Origin of the sequence: Erythrobacter sp. BLCC-B19, assembly GCF_028621955.1 — a bacterium.
GTDB lineage: Bacteria > Pseudomonadota > Alphaproteobacteria > Sphingomonadales > Sphingomonadaceae > Erythrobacter.
This window is the reverse complement of record NZ_CP117516.1, coordinates 2,497,487-2,517,610: the sequence shown is the minus strand read 5'-3', so window position 1 is coordinate 2,517,610 and position 20,124 is coordinate 2,497,487. Positions and strand designations below refer to the sequence as shown.

Here is a 20,124-nt window from a genome sequence, read left to right as displayed (position 1 = left end):
CCTTGCGCTTCTATCCGAAGCTGAGCCCCTGCGCCATCGCCTCGGCGATCACTTCGGGGCCGGTTTTCATCGGGCTTTCCTGAAGAATATCATACCAATCGGGCTTTTCGTCGACGAAAATCTGCTGCTCGATGCCGAAGCCCGGCGGCAGGTCGAACAGCCCGGCGAGGAAGCTGCGCCCGCCGGTGGGAAGAAAACGATACCACAGGTTGCTGCCGCAGGTGCCGCAGAAGGCGCGTTCGGCCCAGGGGCTTGAGCGGTAGACGGTGATCGCGTCCTCGCCCGCAACTTCGGCAGCCTCCCCCTTCACCCCCGCATAGAACGCCCCGCCCCAGCGCTGGCACATCGCGCAGTGGCAGATATCGACCTCGGCCTGCATCGCGGTGACGGTGATGGAGACGGCGCCGCACAGGCAGCGCCCGGTGACAGGCTCGGCAAGGCGAGCCGCTTCGGTCACAACGGAACGCCGGGTTCCTGCTTGGCAGTGCGGATGGTGAGCGAGGTTTTGACGCTTTCCACATTGGGCGCGGGTGTCAGCTTGCCGGTCAGGAATTCCTGGAAGCTCTGCAAGTCCTTGCTGACGATCTTGAGGATGAAGTCGATCTCGCCGTTGAGCATATGGCACTCGCGCACTTCGGGAAGGGCGCGCATATGCTCCTCGAATTCGCGCAAGCTGCTCTCGGCCTGGCTCTTGAGGCTGACCATCGCGAAGACGGTGATCGCGAAGCCCAGTTTGGAGGGGTCGAGATCGGCGTGATAGCCGCGGATCACGCCGTCTTCCTCAAGCCCGCGCACGCGGCGCAGGCACGGCGGCGCGGTCAGCCCGACACGCTGGGCGAGTTCGACATTGGTGACGCGGCCTTCTGCCTGCAGTTCCGCCAGCAGACGGCGGTCGATATCGTCGAGATTGGCCACGTGGTCAAAGCTCCCCTGGCACGGCTGCGTTCACTCGGCGGCAACGCGCGTGCGCTATGATCCCAAAGAAACAAGTCGCGCGGGTGAGTGCCCGCTTGGCTAATATTATTAGGTCTGCCAGCAATTGTCCCGCTTTGCAACGCGCCTTTCGCGTCAGACTGTGACAATTGCTCCATCCTGATAAGACGAACAGGCTGGCGCGGCGTATCACTGCCGCGCAAAGCCCGCAGGCGGGCGCGATTCGCGCTGGCGTGAGGGCGTGTGAGGAGACGTTTTTGTTTTTCGATGATCGCCTTGCCACCGTGCTGCGCCAGCGCGCCACTGGCGAGGCGAGCGCGCGCACCCAGTATCGGCAATTGCTCGATCTGCTGGGCAAAGATCGCCAGCAGGCCAAGGGCAGCGATCCGAGCCTGATGGCGGCGGCATGGCTGCGGCTGGATGCGCTGGCGGAAGCGATCCCCTCGGCCAAGCGGGCTGCGATGATCCGCGAGGCGAGCTGGCGGTTCCGCAACCCCGACCTCGCCCTGCATCTGGCCGATCAGGAGCCCGACGTGGCCTCGGCGGCGCTCGGGCGGGCCGATCTGTCGAGCGAGGACTGGGCCGCGCTGATCCCGCGCCTGCCGGTGCGCGCGCGCGGTTTCCTGCGGTTGCGCCGCGATCTGCCGGTTGATGTCGAGACGCTGCTGGAGCGACTGGGGGTGCATGATCGCGGCCTGCCGGCACCGCGTGAGGCGGGCGAGGCGGCAGGCGTCGCCGTGCCGCCGTCCGTCCCGCCCGGCGAAAGCCCCGCGCACCAACCGCAAGCCCCGCTCGTGCTGGACAAGGCCCGTGCCACCCCTGCCCCGCCCCCTGTTCCGCCCCCGCTGCCGCGCGACCGTGACGACACGGGCCGCACCGAGATTTCAGCTCTGGTCGAGCGGATCGCGCAGTTTCGCCGTGCGCGCGGAGAAGCGCCGCTCGATCTCGAGCGCTCGCCGCGCCTTCCGCTTGGCGAACTGCCCGAAAGGCCCGAACGCGCGGTCACCAGCTTCGGCTTTGCCGCCGACACCGCCGGCCGGATCGGCTGGGCGACGAGCGAGGTCGCGTCGATGGTGATCGGCACCCGGCTGTTCGCCGCTCACCCCGACGCGCCCGAAAGCGCCGCCCTCGCCCGCGCCTATGCGCGCCGTCAGCCGATCAACCGCGCCGCGCTGACGCTGCAGGGCGCGCCTGCCGTTGCGGGAGACTGGATCCTCGATGCGCAGCCGCGCTTCAGCGAGGAAGGGCACTTCACCGGCTATTTCGGCCGGTTCCGCCGCCCTGCTCCCGCCAGCGCCAAGCCCACCGGCCCGGAAGCGCGCGAGGCGGATCGCATCCGCCAACTGCTCCACGAATTGCGCACCCCCGTCACCGCTGTGCAAGGCTATGCCGAGGTCATCCAGCAACAGCTGTTCGGCCCAGCCCCGCACGAATACCGCGCGCTCGCCGCCGCGATTGCCGCCGATGCGGCGCGGATTCTGGCCGGGTTCGAGGATCTCGACCGGCTGGCGCGGCTGGAAACGGGCGCTGTGACGATCGAGCAGGGCGAGGCCGACCTGACGGCTCTGGTGTTGCGCATCGCCGCGCAGCTGGAGCCAGCGCTCGGCCCGATCGGTGCGGGCCTCGCGCCCGACTTTGCACCGACGCAGAGCGTGCTGACCGCGCTCGATGCCGAGGATGCCGAAGCGCTGCTTTGGCGCGTTCTGGCGAGCCTTGGCGCGGCAGCAGCACCGGGCGAGCAATTGGCTGTGCGCCTTGCCCCGCTGCTCGGCCCGCGCGGCGCGATGGTGCGCCTGACCTGCGCGCTGCCGGCCGCGCTTGCGGCGCAGGACAACCTGTTCGCGGCCACCACCCGCACCGGGGAAAGCACGATCAACGCCGGATTGTTCGGCACCGGCTTTGCGCTGCGCCTCGCCCGCGCCGAGGCCCGCGCGGCGGGCGGCGGCCTGCAACGCGCCGGGGCCGAGCTGGAACTGACACTGCCGCTCTTGACCGGCTCCGAGGCTCTGCCTAGCCCGATGCAGGGCTAGGGTTACGGGGCGATCGGAATCAGCCGGGGGACAAGCGGGGACATGACCACAGCATCAATGCTCGCCGTGCCGCCTGCCGGGCGCAGCGCGACCTTTGCGCCTGATTTCGGCCAGCGGGTGCTGCTGACGGTCGACACGGAGGAAGAATTCGACTGGACCGGCCCGTTCCGGCGCGATGGCTATGGTCTTCGCCACGTCGAGGCGATCCCGCGCTTTCAGACCTTCTGCGAGGGGCTGGGCGCGCATCCGGTCTATCTGGTCGACTGGCCGATCGTGCAGGATCCGCGCGCGGTGGAGATTATCGGCGATGCGGTGCGGCGCGGGACGGCCGAAGTCGGTGTCCAGCTCCACCCCTGGGTCAACCCGCCGTTCGACGAGGAGGTGAGCGTCTTCAACTCCTTCGCCGGCAATCTGCCTCAGGAGCTGGAGGCGGCCAAGTTCATGGCCCTGCGCGATGCGATCGAGGCCAATTTCGGGACGGCGCCGCTGATCTACCGCGCGGGCCGTTATGGCCTGGGGCCGCACACGGCGGGGCTGCTCAAGACTGCAGGCATCAGAATCGACACATCGGTGCGGTCGCTGTTCGACTATTCGGATCAGGGCGGGCCGGATTATCGCGCCCATCCGCTTGCGCCCTATTGGGTGGACGGGGCGATGCGCCTGCTCGAACTGCCGGTGACGAGTGTCCATTCCGGTCTCTTGCGCGGGGCCGGACGCCCGGTGCAGCAGCTGGGCGAGGCTTTGCCCAAGGGGATGGGCGTGCTCTCGCGCCTCGGCCTGCTCGAACGCATCGCGCTCACCCCCGAAGGTGTCAGCGCCGAGGAAGCCCTGCGCGGGGTCGATATTGCGGTGGAGGCCGGGCTGCCGGTGCTGGTGCTGTCGTTCCACAGTCCGACGCTGGCCCCCGGCTTCACCCCCTATGCCGCCGATCAGGCCGCGGTCGAGGCCCTCTACGCCTGGTTCGAGGCGATCTATGCCCGCTGCGCCGCGCGGGGGCTGCGCCCTTGCACCGTCTCCGACATCATCGCCGCGACCGGGGGGTGATGGGCGAGCTTTGGCGCGCCGCCGGTTTGCGCGCTTGTCTCAGACCGATGCGCAGAGTAGGGGCGCAGGCGCACCTGTCTTCCGGCGCCCTGTTCCCAAGGGGCCTGTAGCTCAGCGGTTAGAGCTGGCCGCTCATAACGGCTAGGTCGCGGGTTCGAATCCTGCCGGGCCCACCAGGGGCGGGCACGGAAGCGCGGGTGAAAAAGGCGTCGGGGAGTGGCGCAGTCCGGTAGCGCGCTTGCTTTGGGAGCAAGATGTCGCAGGTTCGAATCCTGTCTCCCCGACCACTTTTCCTCCCCTTCCCGCGCGTGTGGCCAGCCCGTTAGCCGATCCGCGCGCGCCGGGCGGCGTCGGCCAGTGCTGCGGCCTGTGCCGGGGGCGCTCCGAGGCCGGTGAGGCCGAGCAGCAGCATATCACCCAACTGCCGCGCCGCCTCCTCGTGCGAGGGGCGCGTTTCGATGAGGTGCATCATCAGCACCTGACACAGGCCAAGCCAGTAGGGCACCCCCGCCTCGCGAGCCTCAGGCCGGATCAGTCCCTGTGCCAGCGCCGCCTCGATATCGTCCTTCAGGCCGCGGTTCAGCGGGTGGGACTGGCTGGTGGCAGGCGCCATGCTGCGCAGGAGCGCCATCATCCGGCGAGGCTGCTCGACCGCGGCCCGCGCTGCGACGGCCATACCGCCAGCAATCCGTGCGACCGGATCGGCAATCCCTGCATTGGCCGCGCCGACCAGCGCCTCGACCTCGAGCCGCACCTCGGCCGCCACGGCAGCGGCGAAATCGTGCTTGTCGGCAAAGTGGTTGAAGAAGCTCCCCTTGGCCACGCCTGCACGGGCGACGACATCGTCGATCGGAATGGCGTCGATTGGCCGATCGAACAGCAGATCAAGCCCCGCGGCAATCAGCGCCGCACGGGTGCGCTGCGAACGGGGCGATGCGAGGGGTTTGCCGGCCATGGCTGATGCATACTTGACCAAATAGTCATATTCAAGATATTTGACCAAATAGTCAAAATTGATTCGCCGGATCGACGGCGGGCGCGCGGGAGGGGATCATGGCCATCATCAAGGTCGAAGACATCGCGCACGTCCGCTTTGCCGCGCCCGATCTGGGGCTGATGCGCGGCTTTCTGGAAGATTTCGGCCTGACCTGTTTCGAGGAGGGCGGCAGGCTTTACGGCAAGGGCAGCGACGGGCGGGCGTTCGTCCATGTGACCGAACAGGGCGAGCCGACATTCCTTGCCGTGGGCCTGCGCGCTGCAAGCCTTGCCGATCTCGAACGCCTCGCCGCCCATGAAGGCGCGCAGGTCGAGCCGCTGGGCGAACCGGGCGGGGGCATGGTCGTGCGGCTCACCGATCCTGACGGCTACCGCGTCGAAGTCGTGGCGGGTCAGGAGAGCGGCACACCGACCCCCTGCCCGCCCCCGCAGTTCAACAGCGCCGCTGACAAACCGCGCCAGCGCGCCACCATCCGTCTTGAACCCGCGCCTGCCCATGTTCGCCGCATCGGCCATGCGGTGCTGAAGGTGAGCGACTTCCGCGCCTCGGAGCGGTGGTGGAAGGAGCGCTTCGGCTTTCTCACCTCGGACGAGATCGAGGCCGCGCCGAATGTGCCGCTCGGCGCCTTCATGCGCTGCGACAGGGGCGATGTGCCGTCAGACCACCACACGATCTTCCTCGCGCAGCTCCCCGGCAAGCTCGGCCTGCTCCACGCCGCCTTCGAGGTCGAGAGCCTCGATGATCTGATGTGCGGCCACGAATGGCTGAAGGCCCGCGAGCGGCAGGCGGCATGGGGCGTGGGCCGGCACATCATGGGCAGCCAGATCTTCGACTATTGGAAAGACCCTTTCGGCAACGAGCTCGAACACTGGACCGATGGCGACCTGTTCACCGCCGCCGATCCGCCGGCGAAGCAGACCATGCAGGCGCTGCTGGCGGTGCAATGGGGCAGCCCCCATCCGATGTTCGCGGGCAAGGCAGCCCCGCCCCCCGGCCTCGTCGCCTGGATCACCGCCATGCAGCTGCGCATCAAACGCCTGTTCTCCCGCACGCCCAAGGAAGCCTGACGCCATGAAACTCTGCACCTTCACCCACGCCGGCAGGACCCGCACCGGCATCGTCGTCGGCGATACCGTGGTCGAGACCGGCGTGCCGGGCACGATGATCGACCTGATCCGCGACTGGGAGGCGCTGAAGCCCGGCCTTGAGGCCAAGGCGGCTACGGGCGAGGGCATCCCGCTGGCGCAAGTAAAGCTCGAAGCCCCGGTGCCGCGCCCCGGCAAGATTTTCGCGATCGGGCTCAACTATGCCGATCACATCGCCGAAAGCGGCCTCGGCACGCCGGAACGACAAGTGTGGTTCACCAAGGCGCAGACCTCGGTCAACGCCCCCTATGATCCGATCCTGATCGCGCGCGGCACCATGACGCCGGATTACGAGGCGGAACTGGTCGCGATTATCGGCGCAGGCGGCAAGCACATCGCCGCCGCCGATGCGCCTGCCGCAATCTTCGGCTACACCGTCGGCAATGACGTGACCGAGCGGATGTGGCAGCACGCCGTGCCGCAATGGTCGCTGGGCAAGAGCTTTGACACCCACGCCCCGATGGGCCCGTGGATCGTCACCGCCGACGAACTGGGCGATCCGCACGACCTCGGTATCCGCTGCTTTGTGAATGGCGAGGAGCGGCAGAATTCGAACACGCGGCACCTCGTCTACAACGTGTGGCAGCAGGTCGAGCACCTCTCCGTCGGCATGACGCTGGAGCCGGGCGACTGCCTGTTCACCGGCACCCCGGGCGGCATCGGCGCGGCGATGGACCCGCGCCAGTTCCTGAAAGCCGGTGATGTGGTGCGAACCGAGATTGACGGGATCGGCCATATCGAAGGCACGATGGCGGCCGAAGGCTGAGCGCGTGTCCGGGGGCTACGACTGCGATGTGCTCGTCATTGGCGGCGGGCCGACGGGGGTGACGCTCGCCGCGCTGCTAGCACGGCGCGGGATCAGCGTGATCGTCGCAGAGAAGGACGCGGACATCTTTCCCCTCCCCCGTGCGGCCCATATCGACCATGAAGGGATGCGCATCCTGCAGGAAGCAGGCGCCGCCGCAGCGGTGATGGCGACCAGCCGCCGGGCGGATCGCTACGAGTTCCGCAACGCGAAGGGCAAGGTGCTGATGGCCTTCAACGGGGCGGAAGCGACCGGCCCTGGCGGCTGGCCGATTGCCAACATGATCCATCAACCCTCGGTCGAAGCGGCGCTGCGCCGCGCGCTGCTCGAGCATGAGACCGCCGATCTGCGCAAGGGCTGGACGATGGAGAGCTTCACGCAGGATGAAGCCGGGGTCTCGGCGGTGTTTGCCACCCCCGAGGGCACCCGCAAGGTGCGCTCGCGCTGGCTGGTGGGCGCTGATGGGGCGCGCAGCCCCGTGCGCAAGGCCTGCGCGATCACCTTCGAGGATCTCGGCTTCGAGGAGCCATGGCTGGTGGTCGACGTGCTGGTCGATGATCCCTCGCGGCTGCCCACCGCCAACCTCCAGATCTGCGACCCGGCACGCCCCACCACCTGCGTGCTGATGGGGGAAGGACGGCACCGCTGGGAGTTCATGATCCTGCCCGGCGAAACCCCCGAAACGGTCAGCGCGCCCGCCCATGTCGAACGCCTGCTGGCCCCTTGGAACGTCGCAGGCGCGGTGCGGATCGAGCGCACCGCGGTCTATACCTTCCGCGCCCGGATTGCCGAAGAATGGCGCAAGGGACGCGTCTTGCTTGCCGGAGATGCGGCCCATCAGACGCCTCCCTTTGCCGGACAGGGGATGTGTTCGGGGCTGCGCGATGCGGCCAACCTCGCGTGGAAGCTAGCGGCGGTGACCAGAGGCGAGGCTGAGGCGGCGCTGCTCGATACCTACCAGCCCGAACGTGGGCCGCACCTGCGCGCGACGATCGACATGGCCGTGATGATGGGGCGGATGGTGTGCACCACGAGCCGCTTCGGCGCTGCATTGCGGGACGCGAAGTTCGCGCTGGCGCGGGCGCTCGGCAAGCTTCCTGACGGTCCGCCGGCCTATCCGTCGCTGACAGCCGGAGGCCTCATCGCAGGATCGCCGGGCGCCGGGGACTATTTCCCGCAGGTGCTTGCCAGCAACAGCGCGCGGCTCGACGATGTGCTGGGCGAGGGAATGTGGCTGATCGAGCGCGCGGGCCTTTCGGGAGATCGCCTCGCGCCTTTTGCGCAAGGCTTGCGGCAATGGCTCGATGACCATGCGGTCGAAGCGGTGCTGGTGCGGCCGGATCGCTATGTCTTCGGCAGCGGGCGGGCGTCCGACCTCAGGCGGCAATGGGAAGCGGCGCTGGCACCGGTCGCAGCGGCGGCCTAGAGCCAGCCTGCTGCCCAGGCGATCACCACCGCCGCCGGCACCAGCATCACCTGCGCCAGCAGGGTGCCTGCAAGCCGGCTCAGTGAAATCCAGATCATCGCGCGGCGGAAGGTCGCTTCACTCACCGAGCCATCGACCACGTCATCGGTCAGCGCGGAGATCTGCGGGTCGATCAGCGCGAACAGCAGGATCGTCGCAAAGCCGTTGATGATCGCGGTCATCTGCGAGGCGGTGACGCGGAATTCGGGGACGAGGTATCCGGCGTAGAGCGAGGCGATCACGCCCACCGCCAGCAAGCCTTGGGCGAGCGCATTGGCGACGAGCACGCTCCAGCTGACCCCGCGCTCGCCCTTCAGCGACTTGAGCGTATCGCCCGAGGGTATCGCGACCGAATCGCGCAAGGTCGCCAGGCCCGATGGCGTCATGCTCCGCAGGATCAGCTTCGTGGTCGAACGGCTCTGCTGGAAGTAGGTGATCGCCGCGGCAAAGACGCGCTGGCCGGTCGGCACCAGCGCGATCCCCAAGGCCACCGAGACGGCAGCGGCCAGCAGCACCAGCCGCAAGTCCCAGATCAGCATCTCGCCCCTTCCCGTCGCCAGCGCAGTTTCAATCCGCTTGGCGAGGAAGGGGCCGAGGAAGCCGTTGGAGGTGCGGCTGACCAGCAGCAGCACGTTGAACAGCGCGAAGGACAGCGCGATGCGCCCGGTGCGCACCCCGGCGATGCGCGCCGCATAGGCCAGCGCACCGATCAGGTTGATCACGCCGGTCAGGGCGCAGATCAGCAGCAGCTCGGTATCCATCGGCGATCCCTCACGCTAGATGATCGGCCACGCCTTATAGATGCTGAAGGCGCTGGTGGCGATCAGCACCAGAGACACTGCGAAGAGCAGCACACGCGGCTGCACGCGGCTGGCCAGCACGGCCCCGAACGGCGCGGCGATGACACCGCCAATGATCAGTCCGATGGTGATCTTGGTGAAGGCGGCAAGCCCGAGGGTGAGCAGGAAGGTGAGCGAGATGGACAGGGTCAGCAGGAATTCCGCGGTATTGACCGTTCCGATCACCTTGCGCGGATCGCCGCCCTGGATCAGCAGATTGCTGGTCACCACTGGCCCCCAGCCGCCCCCGCCTGCTGCATCGAGGAACCCGCCGACGAGCGCCAGCGGGCTGGTGTACTTGGGATCCTCGAACTTCGGCTGCGCCAACCGTATCGCGCGCCACAACAGGTAAAAGCCGATCCCGGTGAGGTAGAGCATCACGAAAGGCCGGGCCGCGCTCGCGTCGATGTTCGAGAGCAGATAGGCGCCGGTGATCCCGCCCAGCACGCCGAACGGCACCAGGCGCCGGAACAGCCCCCAGTCGACGTTGCGCTGCCAGGCATGGCTCAGGCCCGAGGCACCGGTGGTGAACAGCTCGACCAGATGGACGCTGGCAGACGCGCTTGCCGGGGGAACACCCATTGCGCTGACCAGCAGGGTCTGGGTGGTGACCCCGAAGGCCATGCCCAGCGCCCCGTCGATCATCTGCGCGGTCAGACCGATGGCGATGAAGGGCGCGATGTCGATGAGGAACTGGGTGATGTCAGGCATGAGGTATGTCCTCTTTGCGAGGGTTGGAGAGGGTATGAGGGCAGGTCAGAAGGTGATCGCAGCGGTCGCACCCCAGGTGCGCGGGTCGCCCGGCAGCCCCGCGATCAGCCCGGTGTTGCCGGGGCCGACGAAAAGCTGTTCGAAATAGTCCGCGTCAAAGGCATTGCGCAGCCAGGCAAACAGGTTGAGCCCATCATCGGTGCGAAAGCCAATACGGAAATTGGACAAGCTGTAGCCGTCGATGAAGGTGTAGGCAGACGGCGAAGGGTTGGACGAGAAGTTCGACCTGTAGGTGCCGTCATAACCCAGGTACACCTCGCCCTCTTTGCCGAGGAACGTCGCAGGGACATTGCCCTCCGCCCCGAAGGAAAACGACCACTTGGACACGCCCGGCAGACGCTGGCCGGAAATGTCGCAATTGGCCGGGCTGATGCCGCCGGGGGTGCCGGGAGCCGAGGGGGTCTGGCCTGCGGCCGCGGTGGTGCCGCCCGACAGTTCCGGCGGGCACGGCGCATCGATGAAGCGCACATATTTCGCGTCGGTGTAGGCCGCGTTGGTATAGGCGGTGAAACGCGCGCTCGGGCGGATCTGGAAGTCCGCCTCGATCCCCTGCGAGCGCACCTTGCCCGCATTGGCGAGGAACCCGCGCAGCACCCCGAACTGGCCGTTGTTCACGGTTGCCTGATAGTCGCGGATGTCGGTGCGGAAGGCCGCCAGGTTCAGCGTCGCCTTGCGATCCCAGAACTGGCTCTTGAGGCCGATCTCGAAGTGATCGACCTTTTCGGGCCGGATCGTGCCCGCCGCCGCAATCGGCACCCCGGCCGCATCGGTCGGAAGGCCGTTCTGGTTGATCCCGATGGTCTTGAAGCTCCTCGCATAGGTGCCGTAGGCGAGCACATCGGGCGCGAGTTCGTAGCTCGCCGTCAGGTCATAGGTGAGGTTCCAGTCGCTGTCGGACGGCGCGCTGGTCTGCGGGGTGAAGACGCCAAGCTGCGCGCGGGAACGGGCGTCAGTCTCGGTGCCGGTCAGCTCCACCCCGGTGCCGGTGAACACCCGCCGCTGATAGAAGCCCGACTTCTTGTCGTAGTTGAGCCGCACGCCCGGCTGGATCGTGAAGGCGTCGGTCACCTTCCATGAAAGCTGCCCGAACAGCGCCGCGCTGGTGCTCTTGAGGAACTGGAGATTGCGCGCGGTGAGGCCGTTCAGCACGCTGGGGTCGTTCGACAGCGCGTTATTGGGGGCAATTGTCCAGCGACTGGAATTGATGCCGTGCGCCTCGGTGCCCTGCGTGTCGATCCGCTGGTTGAAGGCGAAGGCACCCAGCACGAAGTCGATGCTGTCACCGCTATAGGCGTAGCGGAATTCCTGCGTGTACTGATCCTGCTGCGAAGGGTTCTGCGACAGGGCGACGATCGAAAGCCCGGTGAAGTCACGGTCGTTCTCGGGCTTCCAGTCCCAGTATCGCCAGGCGCTGACCGAGGTGAAAGTGCCCGGACCCACGTCCCAGGTGATCTTGAGCGCCGCGCCCGCGATCACGTTGCCCGCGTTAAGGTTGGAATCGAGATCGGTCAGGCGATCGAAAGGATTGGTGCTGGGCGGCGCGTAGTTCTGCGCGGCGGCAAGGGCTGCAAACTGGCGGTTCAAGGGCCGCTGGGTCGCCCCGGTGCGCACGAACACCGATCCGCAGCACACCGCATCCTGCTTGTTGTAATCGCCCACCAGCTTGATCTTGAGGCTGTCGGTCGGCTCCCACAAGAGCTGGGCGCGCAGGCCGATATTGTCGAGGCTCTGGATGGCCTCGCCAGTGGTGACATTGCGGATCGTGCCGTTGCGGCTGGTGCCCGAGAAGGCCACACGCGCGGCAACCGTCTCCGACAGCGGGCCGGACACCGCAAGACGCGCCTGCTGGAAGTTGTAATTGCCCAGACTCACCTCGGCGCGGCCCTCGAAGTCGAAGGTCGGCTGATTGGTCTGGATGTTGATCGCGCCCGCAGTGGTGTTCTTGCCGTAGAGCGTGCCCTGCGGCCCGCGCAGCACTTCGATCTGCGCCACATCGAGGAAGTCGAAGGTCGCCGAGGCAACGCGCGAATAATAGACATCGTCCACGTAAATGCCGACGCCCTGTTCGAACCCGTCGCTGGTGAGGCCGAAGGGCACGCCAAGGCCGCGGATGTTCACCGCAGTGTTGCGCGGGTTCGAGGAATAGAATTGCAGGGTTGGCGCAAGCTGCTGGAGGCGGTTCACGTTGAACGCCCCGGTTGCATCGAGCTGCTTTGCGTCAAGCACCGAGACCGCCAGCGGAATATCCTGCGCGCTTTCGGTGCGACGGCGGGCGGTGACGATGATGTCATTGCTTCCGGTCTCCTCTGCAGCGTCTGGGGTGGCGGTTTCGGCGGCGTTGTCGTCCTGCGCGTAAGCAGGGGCACTCAGCAGCGCAGACAAAGCCGCGCCGTGCAGCAGCGCGCTGCGCAGAAAATTCGGATGCATGATGTTCGCCTTGTGGAGCGGACGTGCATCCGGTGATCCGGTCTGCTGGTCCCTGTTGCAGGTATGTTCGGGGTTGGTTTTGGCCGGCCGGTCAGTCGGTCAGCCGCTTCCTTTCGGTCACGTCGATCTGCATGACCTTGCCGTCGTGCACGGTCAGCTGAATCGCGCCGTAGCGCAGCCGGCCGAGCGCATCGCTGACAAGCGCCAGCGCCTCGGGCAGCACGCGGGGCGTGGTGCTGTGTTTCTCGGGATGGTCCATGGGTGGGCCTTTCGTTGCGCGGAGCGTCTCCGCTGCGAACGGATTAAACTCAAGTGAATTGCTTGACAATAGGGTCTGCGCAGAGATTTTCTTCGCTACGCCGAAAGGTGGGCTTTTTGCGGCGGGCGGGACGCGCCGCCCCCTCAGACCGAGTCCTCGGCGAACGAGGGCACTGGCTCAATCGGATCGGAAAGACGAATTCCATCAAGGATTTGCGCCGTCCGGTCGCGCACATCGAGCATCAGCGCGCGAGTGCGGCACGCGCCCTCCTCCAGGCAGTTCTTGCACTTTTCGTGGGCGTAGCGGCTGGCGCAGGGCACCAGCGCGAGGCTGCCGCGCATATGGCGGATAAGGTCGCCATAGGTGATGTCGATTGGCGGGATCGCCAGCCAGTAGCCCCCGTCTCGCCCGCGCTGCGATTCGACCAGCCCGGCGCGGGTCAGTTCCGAGAGAATCACTGTCAGGAACTTGGCGGGGATCTTCTGCTCGTCGGCAATCATCGCCAGCTGAACCGGCCCCTCGCCATAGTGGTCGGCCAGGTGCTGCATCGCGCGGATCGCGTAGCGGGTCTTTTGGGACAGCATCGCGAGATTGTCTATCTGCCGGGTAGGCAAACAGGTCAAGCCCGGCGAAGATGCTATCCCCCTCAGAGCGAGGCTGTCAGCCCACCATCGACCTTGATCGCGCAACCGGTGATGTAGCTGGCCCGCGGACTGGCGAGGAAAGCGGCAAAGTCGCCGAACTCCTCGGGCCGCCCGAAACGGCCCGCCGGAACCGCAGCCATCGCATGGGCCATGACCGCGTCGGCATCCATTCCGGCGGCGGCGGCGCGGGCATGGTGGAGGCTCGAGAGCCGGTCGGTCGCGATCTGGCCGGGCAGCAGCAGGTTGACGGTGACACCCTCGGCGGCGACCTCTCCGGCCAGTGTCTTGCACCATGATGCGAGCGCTGCGCGAATGGCATTGGACAGCACCAAGCCGGGGATCGGTGTGACGACGCTGGTCGAGGCAACCGCCAGAATGCGGCCAAACCCGCGCTCCCGCATTCCCGGCAGCAGCGCTTGGGCAAGGGCGAGCTGGGCATTGAACATCCGCCCGAACACCGCCGCGAACTGATCTGGCCCGGTCGCTGCGGCTGTCCCGGTCGGCGGGCCGCCGCTGTTAAGCACGAGAATGTCGATGGTGGCACCCGCCTGCTCAAGCGCGGCGAGGATCTGCGTGGGCGCGGCGGGATCATCAAGATCGGCAATGATATGGCGCGCACCGGCATCGGCACTGCCCGAACGGGCCACCGTGGTCACCGCCGCGCCTTCGGCTGCGAGGCTGTCGGCAATGGCCCTGCCCAGCCCCTTGCTCGCGCCGAGCACCAGCGCGCCCTTGCCATCCAGTTGCAGATCCATCGCCTGTTTACCCTTGCGCCTTGCCGCTCCAACGTGGTGCGGTCTGGGCATCTGCCATCGGCAGTGCGGCGGTCAACTGCAACTGTTGAATACGCTGATCGCGGTCAGCCCCACAGCTCGCCTGCGAGCTCAGGCAGGGCGGCGGCATAGCGTGCAACATCCTCGAGCCGCCCGGTGCTGACGCGCGAATAGCCCTTCCAGCTGCCGTAGGCTCCACGAATGGCGATCCCGCGTCCGGCCATGGCATCGCGCAGGGCATCGGCATCGGGCACCTCGACGAAGACGAAATTGGTCTGCGAGGGCAAGGCCTTGAGCCCCGCCTTGGCGACCGCATCGAGGATCATCGCCCGGCCCTCCAGGACCGCCGCGCGCGACTGGGAGAGGAAGCCTGTATCATTGTAGCTGGCAATCGCTGCGGCCACCCCGGCCAGATTGCCGCCAAAGCTCATCAGATGCGACTTGATCAGCTTGGCATTGGCCTCCGACGTGATCGCATAGCCCACACGCAGGCCGGCCATGCCGTAGATCTTGGAGAAGGTGCGGCACACGATGATGTCGGCACCGCCGCGCACCAGGTCGATCATCGAATTGTCGTCGGGCCGGTCGGACAGTTCGTTATAGGCCTCGTCCACCAGCAGCGTCGCCTTGGGCGCGACGTCTGCGGCAAAGCGGCGCAGGTCTGCGGCAGGGATCAGCATCCCCGTGGGGTTGTTGGGGTTGCAGATCTGGATCAGCGAGACCCCTTCGCCGACCTTGCTCGCCATGGCAGGCAGATCGACGTTCATGTCGGCGGCAAGCGGCACGCGGATCGTCGCGACGCCCTGCCGTTCGCCATAGAGCACGGTCGTATCCCAGAACAGATCGGGACACAGGATCGCCCCCTTGCGCCCCCAGGCGAGCGCGATGGCGCACAGGATCTCGGTCGATCCGTCGCCGATCACGACCTGCGCCGGGCTGACCATGTGCCGCTCGGCAATCATCGCGGTCAGGCGTTCGTGGCCGCGGTCGGTGTAATAGCAACCCATGCTCGCCGTCTCGCTGATCGCCTGAAGCGCGGAAGGGGCCGGGCCATAGGGGTTCTCGTTGCGGCTCAAGAGCGCCTGCCCGAGCTTGGGGCCGAATACCGGCTGCTTGTCCGGCCCGGTCATGCCCGTCGCGCTCAGCGCCGAAAGCGGCAGCGTGCCTAGTCCGCCAGCCAGGCTGGCTCCGGCGAGGAAAGATCGGCGCGTGGTCGGCATGGGAAATTCCTCCTAGCGAAAGGTCAGATGCGGGCGATCATCACCACCCCGATGACAGTAAGATAGAGGCCGAAGGCGCGGCGCAGCAGCGCGGGCGCAAGGCTGTGCGCCGCCGCAACGCCTAGCGGCGCGGCAATCACCGAGGTCGCGATCAGCGCAAGGGCGGCCGGAAGATTGACATAGCCGAGCGAGCCCCAACCCAGCCCCGCCTCACCCATGCCGATGATCACGAATCCGATCGTAGCCGGCACGGCGATGATCGCGCCCATCCCCGCCGCCGTCCCGATCGCGCGGTGGATCGGCGTGCCGCAGACTGTCATCGTCAGCGTCGTCAGCGTGCCCCCGCCGATCCCCAGCAGTGTCGAGAAGGCGCCGAGCGCGCTGGCGATCCCGGCGCGCGGCAGGCCCGAAGGCAGCGCTGCAAACAGGGGCGCGCCCTGCCGTTCGGGCAGCAGGAAATAGACCGCGAACGCCAGCACGCCGGTCCCGAAAATGGCCGTCAACCCCTCGCCCGTGACGACGCTGGCAAGCACGGTGCCACCTACCGTGCCCAGCATCACCCATGGCGTCCAGCTCCGCAGCAGTGCGAAATCGACCGCCCCGCGCCGCGCGTGGCTCGCCGTGGCGCGGAGCGAAGTGACGATGATCGAGGCAAGCGAGGTGCCGACCGCGACGTGCGCGATCTGATCGGGCACGATGCCGATCAGCGGGAGGAGGAGCATCAGGGCCGGCACCACTACAAATCCGCCGCCAATGCCGAACAGCCCGCCGGCAAAGCCTGCCGCGGCCCCTGCCAGCAACAGGGCCGGCACTGCAAAGACGAACGGGGAGAGGGCACTCATCGGCGTCAGAATGCCGTCACGCACGCCAATCGCAAAGGAGATTGTTGCATTGCAGCATGGGGTAAATACCCCATGGCCAATCCCCCGTCCGGAGGCTTTCACGGTCAGCACCTGTCTGACAGCGCGGGAAAGCGGTCAGATGAGCCGAGCAATTGCCAGCGCAGTTCTGTGACTAAACTGCAACATTCGGCGCAAAAGCCGCATCGAAATGTAGTTTTGTTGCGTCTGGCTCGCACTCCCGCGCGTTTGAAGGTTCGGGAACAACACAACGAAAGGGTCTCGCCATGCGTATTCGCACCATTCTTCTCTCCTCCCTCGTCATGCCGCTGGTGCCCGCGGCCCCTGCTTTTGCGCAGGACGCGGAGGTCATGGAGGAGGCGCTGGCAGCCGAAGAACCCGGGCAGACGATCATCGTCACCGGTTCGCGCCGCGCCGACCGCACTGTCGGCGACAGCGCCGTGCCAATCGACGTGATCGGCGCTGAACAGCTCAACAATTCCGGCTTCACCGAAACCGCGCGCCTGCTGCGCGATCTGGTGCCGAGCCTCAACTTCCCCCAGCCCTCGATCACCGACGGCACCGACGTGATCCGCCCGGCCACGCTGCGCGGGCTTGGCGCGGATCAGACGCTGGTGCTGATCAACGGCAAGCGCCGCCACGCCTCGGCATTGCTCAACATAAACGGATCGGTTGGGCGCGGGACGCAGGCGGTCGACATCAACTTCATCCCGGCCTCGGCCATCAGCCAGATCGAAGTCCTGCGCGACGGCGCGGCAGCGCAATATGGCTCTGACGCGATTGCGGGGGTCATCAATTTCCAGCTCAACAATGCCAACCGGGGCGCGACCTTCAGCGCGACCTATGGCGGTTATGTCACGTCAATCGATGGGGTGAACGAGATCACCGGACTGGTGCTCGGCGCAAATGGCCAGCCGACCCTCGCGCCCGATGGCACGCTGGCGGTCAATGACACCGGCAAGAAGCTCGATGTCAGCGACGGCGGCGTGCTGACGCTGTCGTCGAACTTCGGCCTGCCGCTAGGCGATGAGGGCTATCTCAACCTCACCGCCGAGTATCGCGACCGCGACGACACCAATCGCACCGGATACGACCGGCGCACGCAATATAACATCGTCGGAGGTTTGCGCGATGCGCGCGAGGCGACCTTCGACCGCCGCTCGCACCGTTACGGCGATGCACGGACCGAGGATTTCTCGCTGTTCGCCAACCTTGGCGTTCCGCTCGATGATCAGGTCGATTTCTACGCCTTTGGCGGCTACGGCGAGCGGCGCGGCAATTCGGCCGGGTTCTACCGCATCGCCTCCGACACCCGCAACGTCGTAGCGATCTATCCCGACGGCTTCCTGCCGCAGATCGGCTCGCTTTCGAAGGACTGGGCGATCACCGGGGGTATCCGGGGCGAGCTTGGCGGCTGGGACTTCGACCTGTCGGCGCAATATGGCCAGAACCAGATCGATTACACCGTGCTCAACTCGCTTAACGCCTCATTGGGCGCGGCGAGCCCGACCGAGTTTCAGGCGGGCGGACTGACCTATACCCAATGGGTCAACAATTTCGACATCAGCCGCGACATCGAAGGCCTGTTTGATCGCACAACATTCGCCTTCGGCCTCGAATACCGGCGCGAATCTTTCCAGGTGCGCCCCGGCGAGCCGGACAGCTTCCGTTCGGGCGGGGTGCGGATCAATCAGAACAACCCCCTCAACACCAGCACCGCTGGTGCCGCGCCGGGCGCGCAGGTATTCCCCGGCTTCCAGCCGACCATCGGCGGCGTATCGGTGGTGGGCACCAATGCGCGCGAGAACTTCTCGGCCTATGCCGAACTCGACATCGACATCGTCCCGCAGTGGAACGTGCAGCTGGCGGGCCGCTACGAGGACTATTCGGACTTCGGCAGCGACTGGAACGGCAAGGTCGCAACCCGGCTTGAACTGACCGATTGGGCCGCGCTGCGCGGGGCGATCTCGACCGGCTTCCGCGCGCCGGGCGTGGCGCAGCAATTCTTCGCCGCAGCGGCCACCAACAATGTCGCAGGCGTGCTGGTGGACGCGGTGACCCTGCCGGTCGGCAACCCGGTGGCGCAGGCCTTGGGTTCCTCGCCGCTCAAGCCCGAAACCGCGGTCAACTGGTCGGTCGGCACGGTGCTGAGCCCGTTCGAAGGCTTCAACCTCACCGTCGACTGGTTCCAGATCGACATCGACGACCGCATCGTCCTGACCGAGAACCTCTCGGCCACCCGCGATGCGGCAGGCAACCCCAGCGGAACGGGCGCAGGCCGGGCGATTGCGCAGATCCTCAATGATGCGGGCTTCAACACGATTTCCGCTGCGCGCTTCTTCATCAACGGGATCGACACCCGCACGCGCGGGATCGATGCCATCGCGACCTATCGCATGGACGTGGGCGATGCCGGGCGGATGACGCTGACGGCGGGCTACAACTGGACCGACAACACAATTACGGGCCGCAACGATGTGCCCGGCGCGCTCAATCAGGTGCCGGGGATCGTGCTGTTCGGGCGGCTGGAATCGCTGCGGATCGAGCAGGGCCAGCCGCGTGACCGGGTCAATCTCGGCCTCGATTACGAGCAGGGCTGGGCCTCGTTCACGCTGCGCGCCAACCGCTTTGGCGAGGTGCTGGCACCGGGCACGGACGCCTTCACCGACCTGACGATCAAGCCCGCCTGGGTGCTCGATGCCGAAGTGCGGGTCGAACCGGTGGACGGGCTGGAGCTGGCGGTCGGATCGAACAACCTGCTCGACAAGTATCCCACCGCCAACCCGGTGGGTGTGGGCACCGATCCGGTGACGGGCAACCCGCGCAACTATTCGCCCAACAACTACTTCCTGCCCTTCTCGAGCTTCTCGCCCTTCGGGTTCAACGGGCGGTTCATCTATGGCCGGGTGAGCTACCGGTTCTGACCCATCGCAGGTCGAGGGGGCAGCCGCGCCCCCTCCGCCTCACACCGCCGACCAGCCTGCGTCGATCATCAAGGCCGATCCCGTCACCACCCGCGCGGCCTCGCTGACGAGATACATCAGCGGGGCGGCGGCCTGTTCGGGGGTGATCTTTTCCTTGATGAGATGCGGGGTGAGCTGCAACTCGTAAGCCGCCTCGACGCTGAGGCCGTGGGCCGCGGCGACCTCGTCGGTCGCATGGGCGACCATCGGCGTGTCGACCAGCCCCGGGCAGATCGCATTGACCGTGATCTTGTGCGCGGCAAGCTCGCCCGCCATCGCCCGGGTGAGGCCCATCAGCCCGTGCTTCGCGGCGCAGTAATGGGCGTAGCCAGGCGTGCCGACATGCCCTGCAACCGAGGCGATGTTGACGATCCGCCCGCCCTGCCCTTGCGCGATCATCGGCCCCGTCACGCCGCGCGCCATGCGCCAGGCGCCGGTCAGGTTGACGTCGATCATCGTCGTCCAGGTCGCATCGTCCAACTCGTGCGCGGGCTTGCCGCCGCTCAGGATCCCGGCGTTGTTCACCAGAATGTCGATCCGCCCGAAGGCCGCCAGCGTGGCGGCGATGAAGGCATCGACCTGCGCCTGATCGCGCACATCGCAGGCCATCGCCAACGCGCGCACGCCATGGGCCTCGATCCCGCGCGCGACCGCGTCCAGCGCGCCGCCCATGGCATAGCCGACCGTCGGAATTCCCGCCGCGCCGACATCGCAGATCGCCACATCCGCGCCCGCTGCCGCCAGCGCGAGCGCGAAGGCCCGTCCCTGCCCGCGCGCCGCGCCGGTGACGATCGCCGCCTTGCCTGCGAGTGATCCCTGCATTGCCCTGTCCCTTCCCTTGCCAGTCCCGCGCCAAGGCTAACCGGCGGCGCGAAAATCCCAACGGGCGGAAGTATTAGGGTCAGATACGACAAACCCGCCCCTGCCTTGCTGGCGGAGGCGGGTCTGC

General features: G+C 66.9%; 18 protein-coding genes and 2 tRNA genes. 8 read left to right on the top strand and 12 right to left on the bottom strand.

Features of this window, described 5'->3' with window-relative positions; translation table 11 throughout:
• Nucleotides 1-10: 10 nt before the first annotated feature.
• Nucleotides 11-457, bottom strand: a complete 447-nt coding sequence (locus PS060_RS11635; protein ID WP_273983343.1) for a GFA family protein — start codon at nucleotides 455-457, stop codon at nucleotides 11-13.
• Complete coding sequence (locus tag PS060_RS11630) at nucleotides 454-915, bottom strand: Lrp/AsnC family transcriptional regulator (RefSeq protein WP_068862764.1); 462 nt, start codon at nucleotides 913-915, stop codon at nucleotides 454-456. Before PS060_RS11630 ends, PS060_RS11635 begins: the two co-directional genes overlap by 4 nt.
• Nucleotides 916-1,190: 275 nt before the next feature.
• On the opposite strand from PS060_RS11630, the gene PS060_RS11625 reads away from it, so the two are divergent.
• The 4 genes from PS060_RS11625 (at nucleotide 1,191) to PS060_RS11610 (ending at nucleotide 4,294) form a co-directional block, all read left to right on the top strand.
• Nucleotides 1,191-2,963, top strand: coding sequence for a histidine kinase dimerization/phospho-acceptor domain-containing protein (locus PS060_RS11625; RefSeq protein ID WP_273983341.1), 1,773 nt, complete (start codon nucleotides 1,191-1,193; stop codon nucleotides 2,961-2,963).
• Between the two features lie 42 nt (nucleotides 2,964-3,005).
• Nucleotides 3,006-4,007, top strand: coding sequence for a polysaccharide deacetylase family protein (locus PS060_RS11620; RefSeq protein WP_273983339.1), 1,002 nt, complete (start codon nucleotides 3,006-3,008; stop codon nucleotides 4,005-4,007).
• 100 nt (nucleotides 4,008-4,107) lie between these two features.
• A tRNA-Ile gene (locus tag PS060_RS11615) sits at nucleotides 4,108-4,183 on the top strand.
• A gap of 34 nt (nucleotides 4,184-4,217) precedes the next feature.
• A tRNA-Pro gene (locus PS060_RS11610) sits at nucleotides 4,218-4,294 on the top strand.
• A 35-nt stretch (nucleotides 4,295-4,329) separates the two neighbouring features.
• Here the strand turns inward: PS060_RS11610 and PS060_RS11605 are convergent.
• The gene (locus tag PS060_RS11605) at nucleotides 4,330-4,962 is read right to left on the bottom strand and encodes a TetR/AcrR family transcriptional regulator (protein ID WP_273983338.1); all 633 of its coding nucleotides are present in this window, start codon (nucleotides 4,960-4,962) and stop codon (nucleotides 4,330-4,332) included.
• A gap of 98 nt (nucleotides 4,963-5,060) precedes the next feature.
• Between PS060_RS11605 and PS060_RS11600 the strand changes: the two genes are divergently transcribed.
• Genes PS060_RS11600 through mhpA form a run of 3 tightly spaced genes read left to right on the top strand, consistent with a single transcriptional unit; the run spans nucleotide 5,061 to nucleotide 8,380 of the window.
• The gene (locus tag PS060_RS11600) at nucleotides 5,061-6,071 is read left to right on the top strand and encodes a VOC family protein (RefSeq protein ID WP_273983337.1); all 1,011 of its coding nucleotides are present in this window, start codon (nucleotides 5,061-5,063) and stop codon (nucleotides 6,069-6,071) included.
• A gap of 4 nt (nucleotides 6,072-6,075) precedes the next feature.
• The gene (locus tag PS060_RS11595) at nucleotides 6,076-6,915 is read left to right on the top strand and encodes a fumarylacetoacetate hydrolase family protein (protein WP_273983335.1); all 840 of its coding nucleotides are present in this window, start codon (nucleotides 6,076-6,078) and stop codon (nucleotides 6,913-6,915) included.
• A 4-nt stretch (nucleotides 6,916-6,919) separates the two neighbouring features.
• The gene (gene mhpA / locus PS060_RS11590; RefSeq protein ID WP_273983334.1) at nucleotides 6,920-8,380 is read left to right on the top strand and encodes a bifunctional 3-(3-hydroxy-phenyl)propionate/3-hydroxycinnamic acid hydroxylase MhpA; all 1,461 of its coding nucleotides are present in this window, start codon (nucleotides 6,920-6,922) and stop codon (nucleotides 8,378-8,380) included.
• On the opposite strand, the gene PS060_RS11585 is transcribed toward mhpA, so the two are convergent.
• The 8 genes from PS060_RS11585 to PS060_RS11550 form a co-directional block, all read right to left on the bottom strand.
• Nucleotides 8,377-9,180 carry a lipid II flippase Amj family protein gene (locus tag PS060_RS11585; protein WP_273983333.1) on the bottom strand — a complete coding sequence of 268 codons (804 nt, stop codon included), beginning with the start codon at nucleotides 9,178-9,180 and terminating at the stop codon, nucleotides 8,377-8,379. The genes mhpA and PS060_RS11585 overlap by 4 nt on opposite strands.
• Before the next feature lie 15 nt (nucleotides 9,181-9,195).
• Entirely contained in the window at nucleotides 9,196-9,969 is a 774-nt protein-coding gene (locus PS060_RS11580; protein ID WP_273983332.1) for a sulfite exporter TauE/SafE family protein, read from the bottom strand.
• A 45-nt stretch (nucleotides 9,970-10,014) separates the two neighbouring features.
• Complete coding sequence (locus PS060_RS11575) at nucleotides 10,015-12,456, bottom strand: TonB-dependent receptor (protein ID WP_273983331.1); 2,442 nt, start codon at nucleotides 12,454-12,456, stop codon at nucleotides 10,015-10,017.
• A 91-nt stretch (nucleotides 12,457-12,547) separates the two neighbouring features.
• Nucleotides 12,548-12,715, bottom strand: coding sequence for a YezD family protein (locus PS060_RS11570; protein WP_273983330.1), 168 nt, complete (start codon nucleotides 12,713-12,715; stop codon nucleotides 12,548-12,550).
• Between the two features lie 143 nt (nucleotides 12,716-12,858).
• Nucleotides 12,859-13,299 carry an RrF2 family transcriptional regulator gene (locus tag PS060_RS11565; protein ID WP_273983329.1) on the bottom strand — a complete coding sequence of 147 codons (441 nt, stop codon included), beginning with the start codon at nucleotides 13,297-13,299 and terminating at the stop codon, nucleotides 12,859-12,861.
• A gap of 62 nt (nucleotides 13,300-13,361) precedes the next feature.
• Nucleotides 13,362-14,114, bottom strand: coding sequence for an SDR family oxidoreductase (locus PS060_RS11560; RefSeq protein ID WP_273983328.1), 753 nt, complete (start codon nucleotides 14,112-14,114; stop codon nucleotides 13,362-13,364).
• A 104-nt stretch (nucleotides 14,115-14,218) separates the two neighbouring features.
• A complete protein-coding gene (locus PS060_RS11555) occupies nucleotides 14,219-15,352 on the bottom strand; it encodes a pyridoxal phosphate-dependent aminotransferase (protein WP_273983327.1) in 1,134 nt (377 codons plus the stop codon).
• A 23-nt stretch (nucleotides 15,353-15,375) separates the two neighbouring features.
• The gene (locus tag PS060_RS11550) at nucleotides 15,376-16,194 is read right to left on the bottom strand and encodes a sulfite exporter TauE/SafE family protein (protein ID WP_273983326.1); all 819 of its coding nucleotides are present in this window, start codon (nucleotides 16,192-16,194) and stop codon (nucleotides 15,376-15,378) included.
• Between the two features lie 284 nt (nucleotides 16,195-16,478).
• Between PS060_RS11550 and PS060_RS11545 the strand changes: the two genes are divergently transcribed.
• Entirely contained in the window at nucleotides 16,479-19,136 is a 2,658-nt protein-coding gene (locus PS060_RS11545) for a TonB-dependent receptor plug domain-containing protein (protein WP_273983325.1), read from the top strand.
• A 39-nt stretch (nucleotides 19,137-19,175) separates the two neighbouring features.
• Here PS060_RS11545 and PS060_RS11540 read toward each other — a convergent pair whose 3' ends face one another.
• Complete coding sequence (locus PS060_RS11540) at nucleotides 19,176-19,997, bottom strand: SDR family NAD(P)-dependent oxidoreductase (protein ID WP_273983323.1); 822 nt, start codon at nucleotides 19,995-19,997, stop codon at nucleotides 19,176-19,178.
• Nucleotides 19,998-20,124: the final 127 nt, after the last annotated feature.

Bases quoted from the DNA above. Each gene is read 5' to 3' on its own strand.
- PS060_RS11620 (WP_273983339.1), top strand. From the start codon at position 3,006: ATGACCACAGCATCAATGCTCGCCGTGCCGCCTGCCGGGCGCAGCGCG.
- PS060_RS11605 (WP_273983338.1), bottom strand. From the start codon at position 4,962: ATGGCCGGCAAACCCCTCGCATCGCCCCGTTCGCAGCGCACCCGTGCG.
- PS060_RS11600 (WP_273983337.1), top strand. From the start codon at position 5,061: ATGGCCATCATCAAGGTCGAAGACATCGCGCACGTCCGCTTTGCCGCG.
- PS060_RS11595 (WP_273983335.1), top strand. From the start codon at position 6,076: ATGAAACTCTGCACCTTCACCCACGCCGGCAGGACCCGCACCGGCATC.
- PS060_RS11585 (WP_273983333.1), bottom strand. From the start codon at position 9,180: ATGGATACCGAGCTGCTGCTGATCTGCGCCCTGACCGGCGTGATCAAC.
- PS060_RS11580 (WP_273983332.1), bottom strand. From the start codon at position 9,969: ATGCCTGACATCACCCAGTTCCTCATCGACATCGCGCCCTTCATCGCC.
- PS060_RS11575 (WP_273983331.1), bottom strand. From the start codon at position 12,456: ATGCATCCGAATTTTCTGCGCAGCGCGCTGCTGCACGGCGCGGCTTTG.
- PS060_RS11570 (WP_273983330.1), bottom strand. From the start codon at position 12,715: ATGGACCATCCCGAGAAACACAGCACCACGCCCCGCGTGCTGCCCGAG.
- PS060_RS11565 (WP_273983329.1), bottom strand. From the start codon at position 13,299: ATGCTGTCCCAAAAGACCCGCTACGCGATCCGCGCGATGCAGCACCTG.
- PS060_RS11560 (WP_273983328.1), bottom strand. From the start codon at position 14,114: ATGGATCTGCAACTGGATGGCAAGGGCGCGCTGGTGCTCGGCGCGAGC.
- PS060_RS11555 (WP_273983327.1), bottom strand. From the start codon at position 15,352: ATGCCGACCACGCGCCGATCTTTCCTCGCCGGAGCCAGCCTGGCTGGC.
- PS060_RS11550 (WP_273983326.1), bottom strand. From the start codon at position 16,194: ATGAGTGCCCTCTCCCCGTTCGTCTTTGCAGTGCCGGCCCTGTTGCTG.
- PS060_RS11545 (WP_273983325.1), top strand. From the start codon at position 16,479: ATGCGTATTCGCACCATTCTTCTCTCCTCCCTCGTCATGCCGCTGGTG.
- PS060_RS11540 (WP_273983323.1), bottom strand. From the start codon at position 19,997: ATGCAGGGATCACTCGCAGGCAAGGCGGCGATCGTCACCGGCGCGGCG.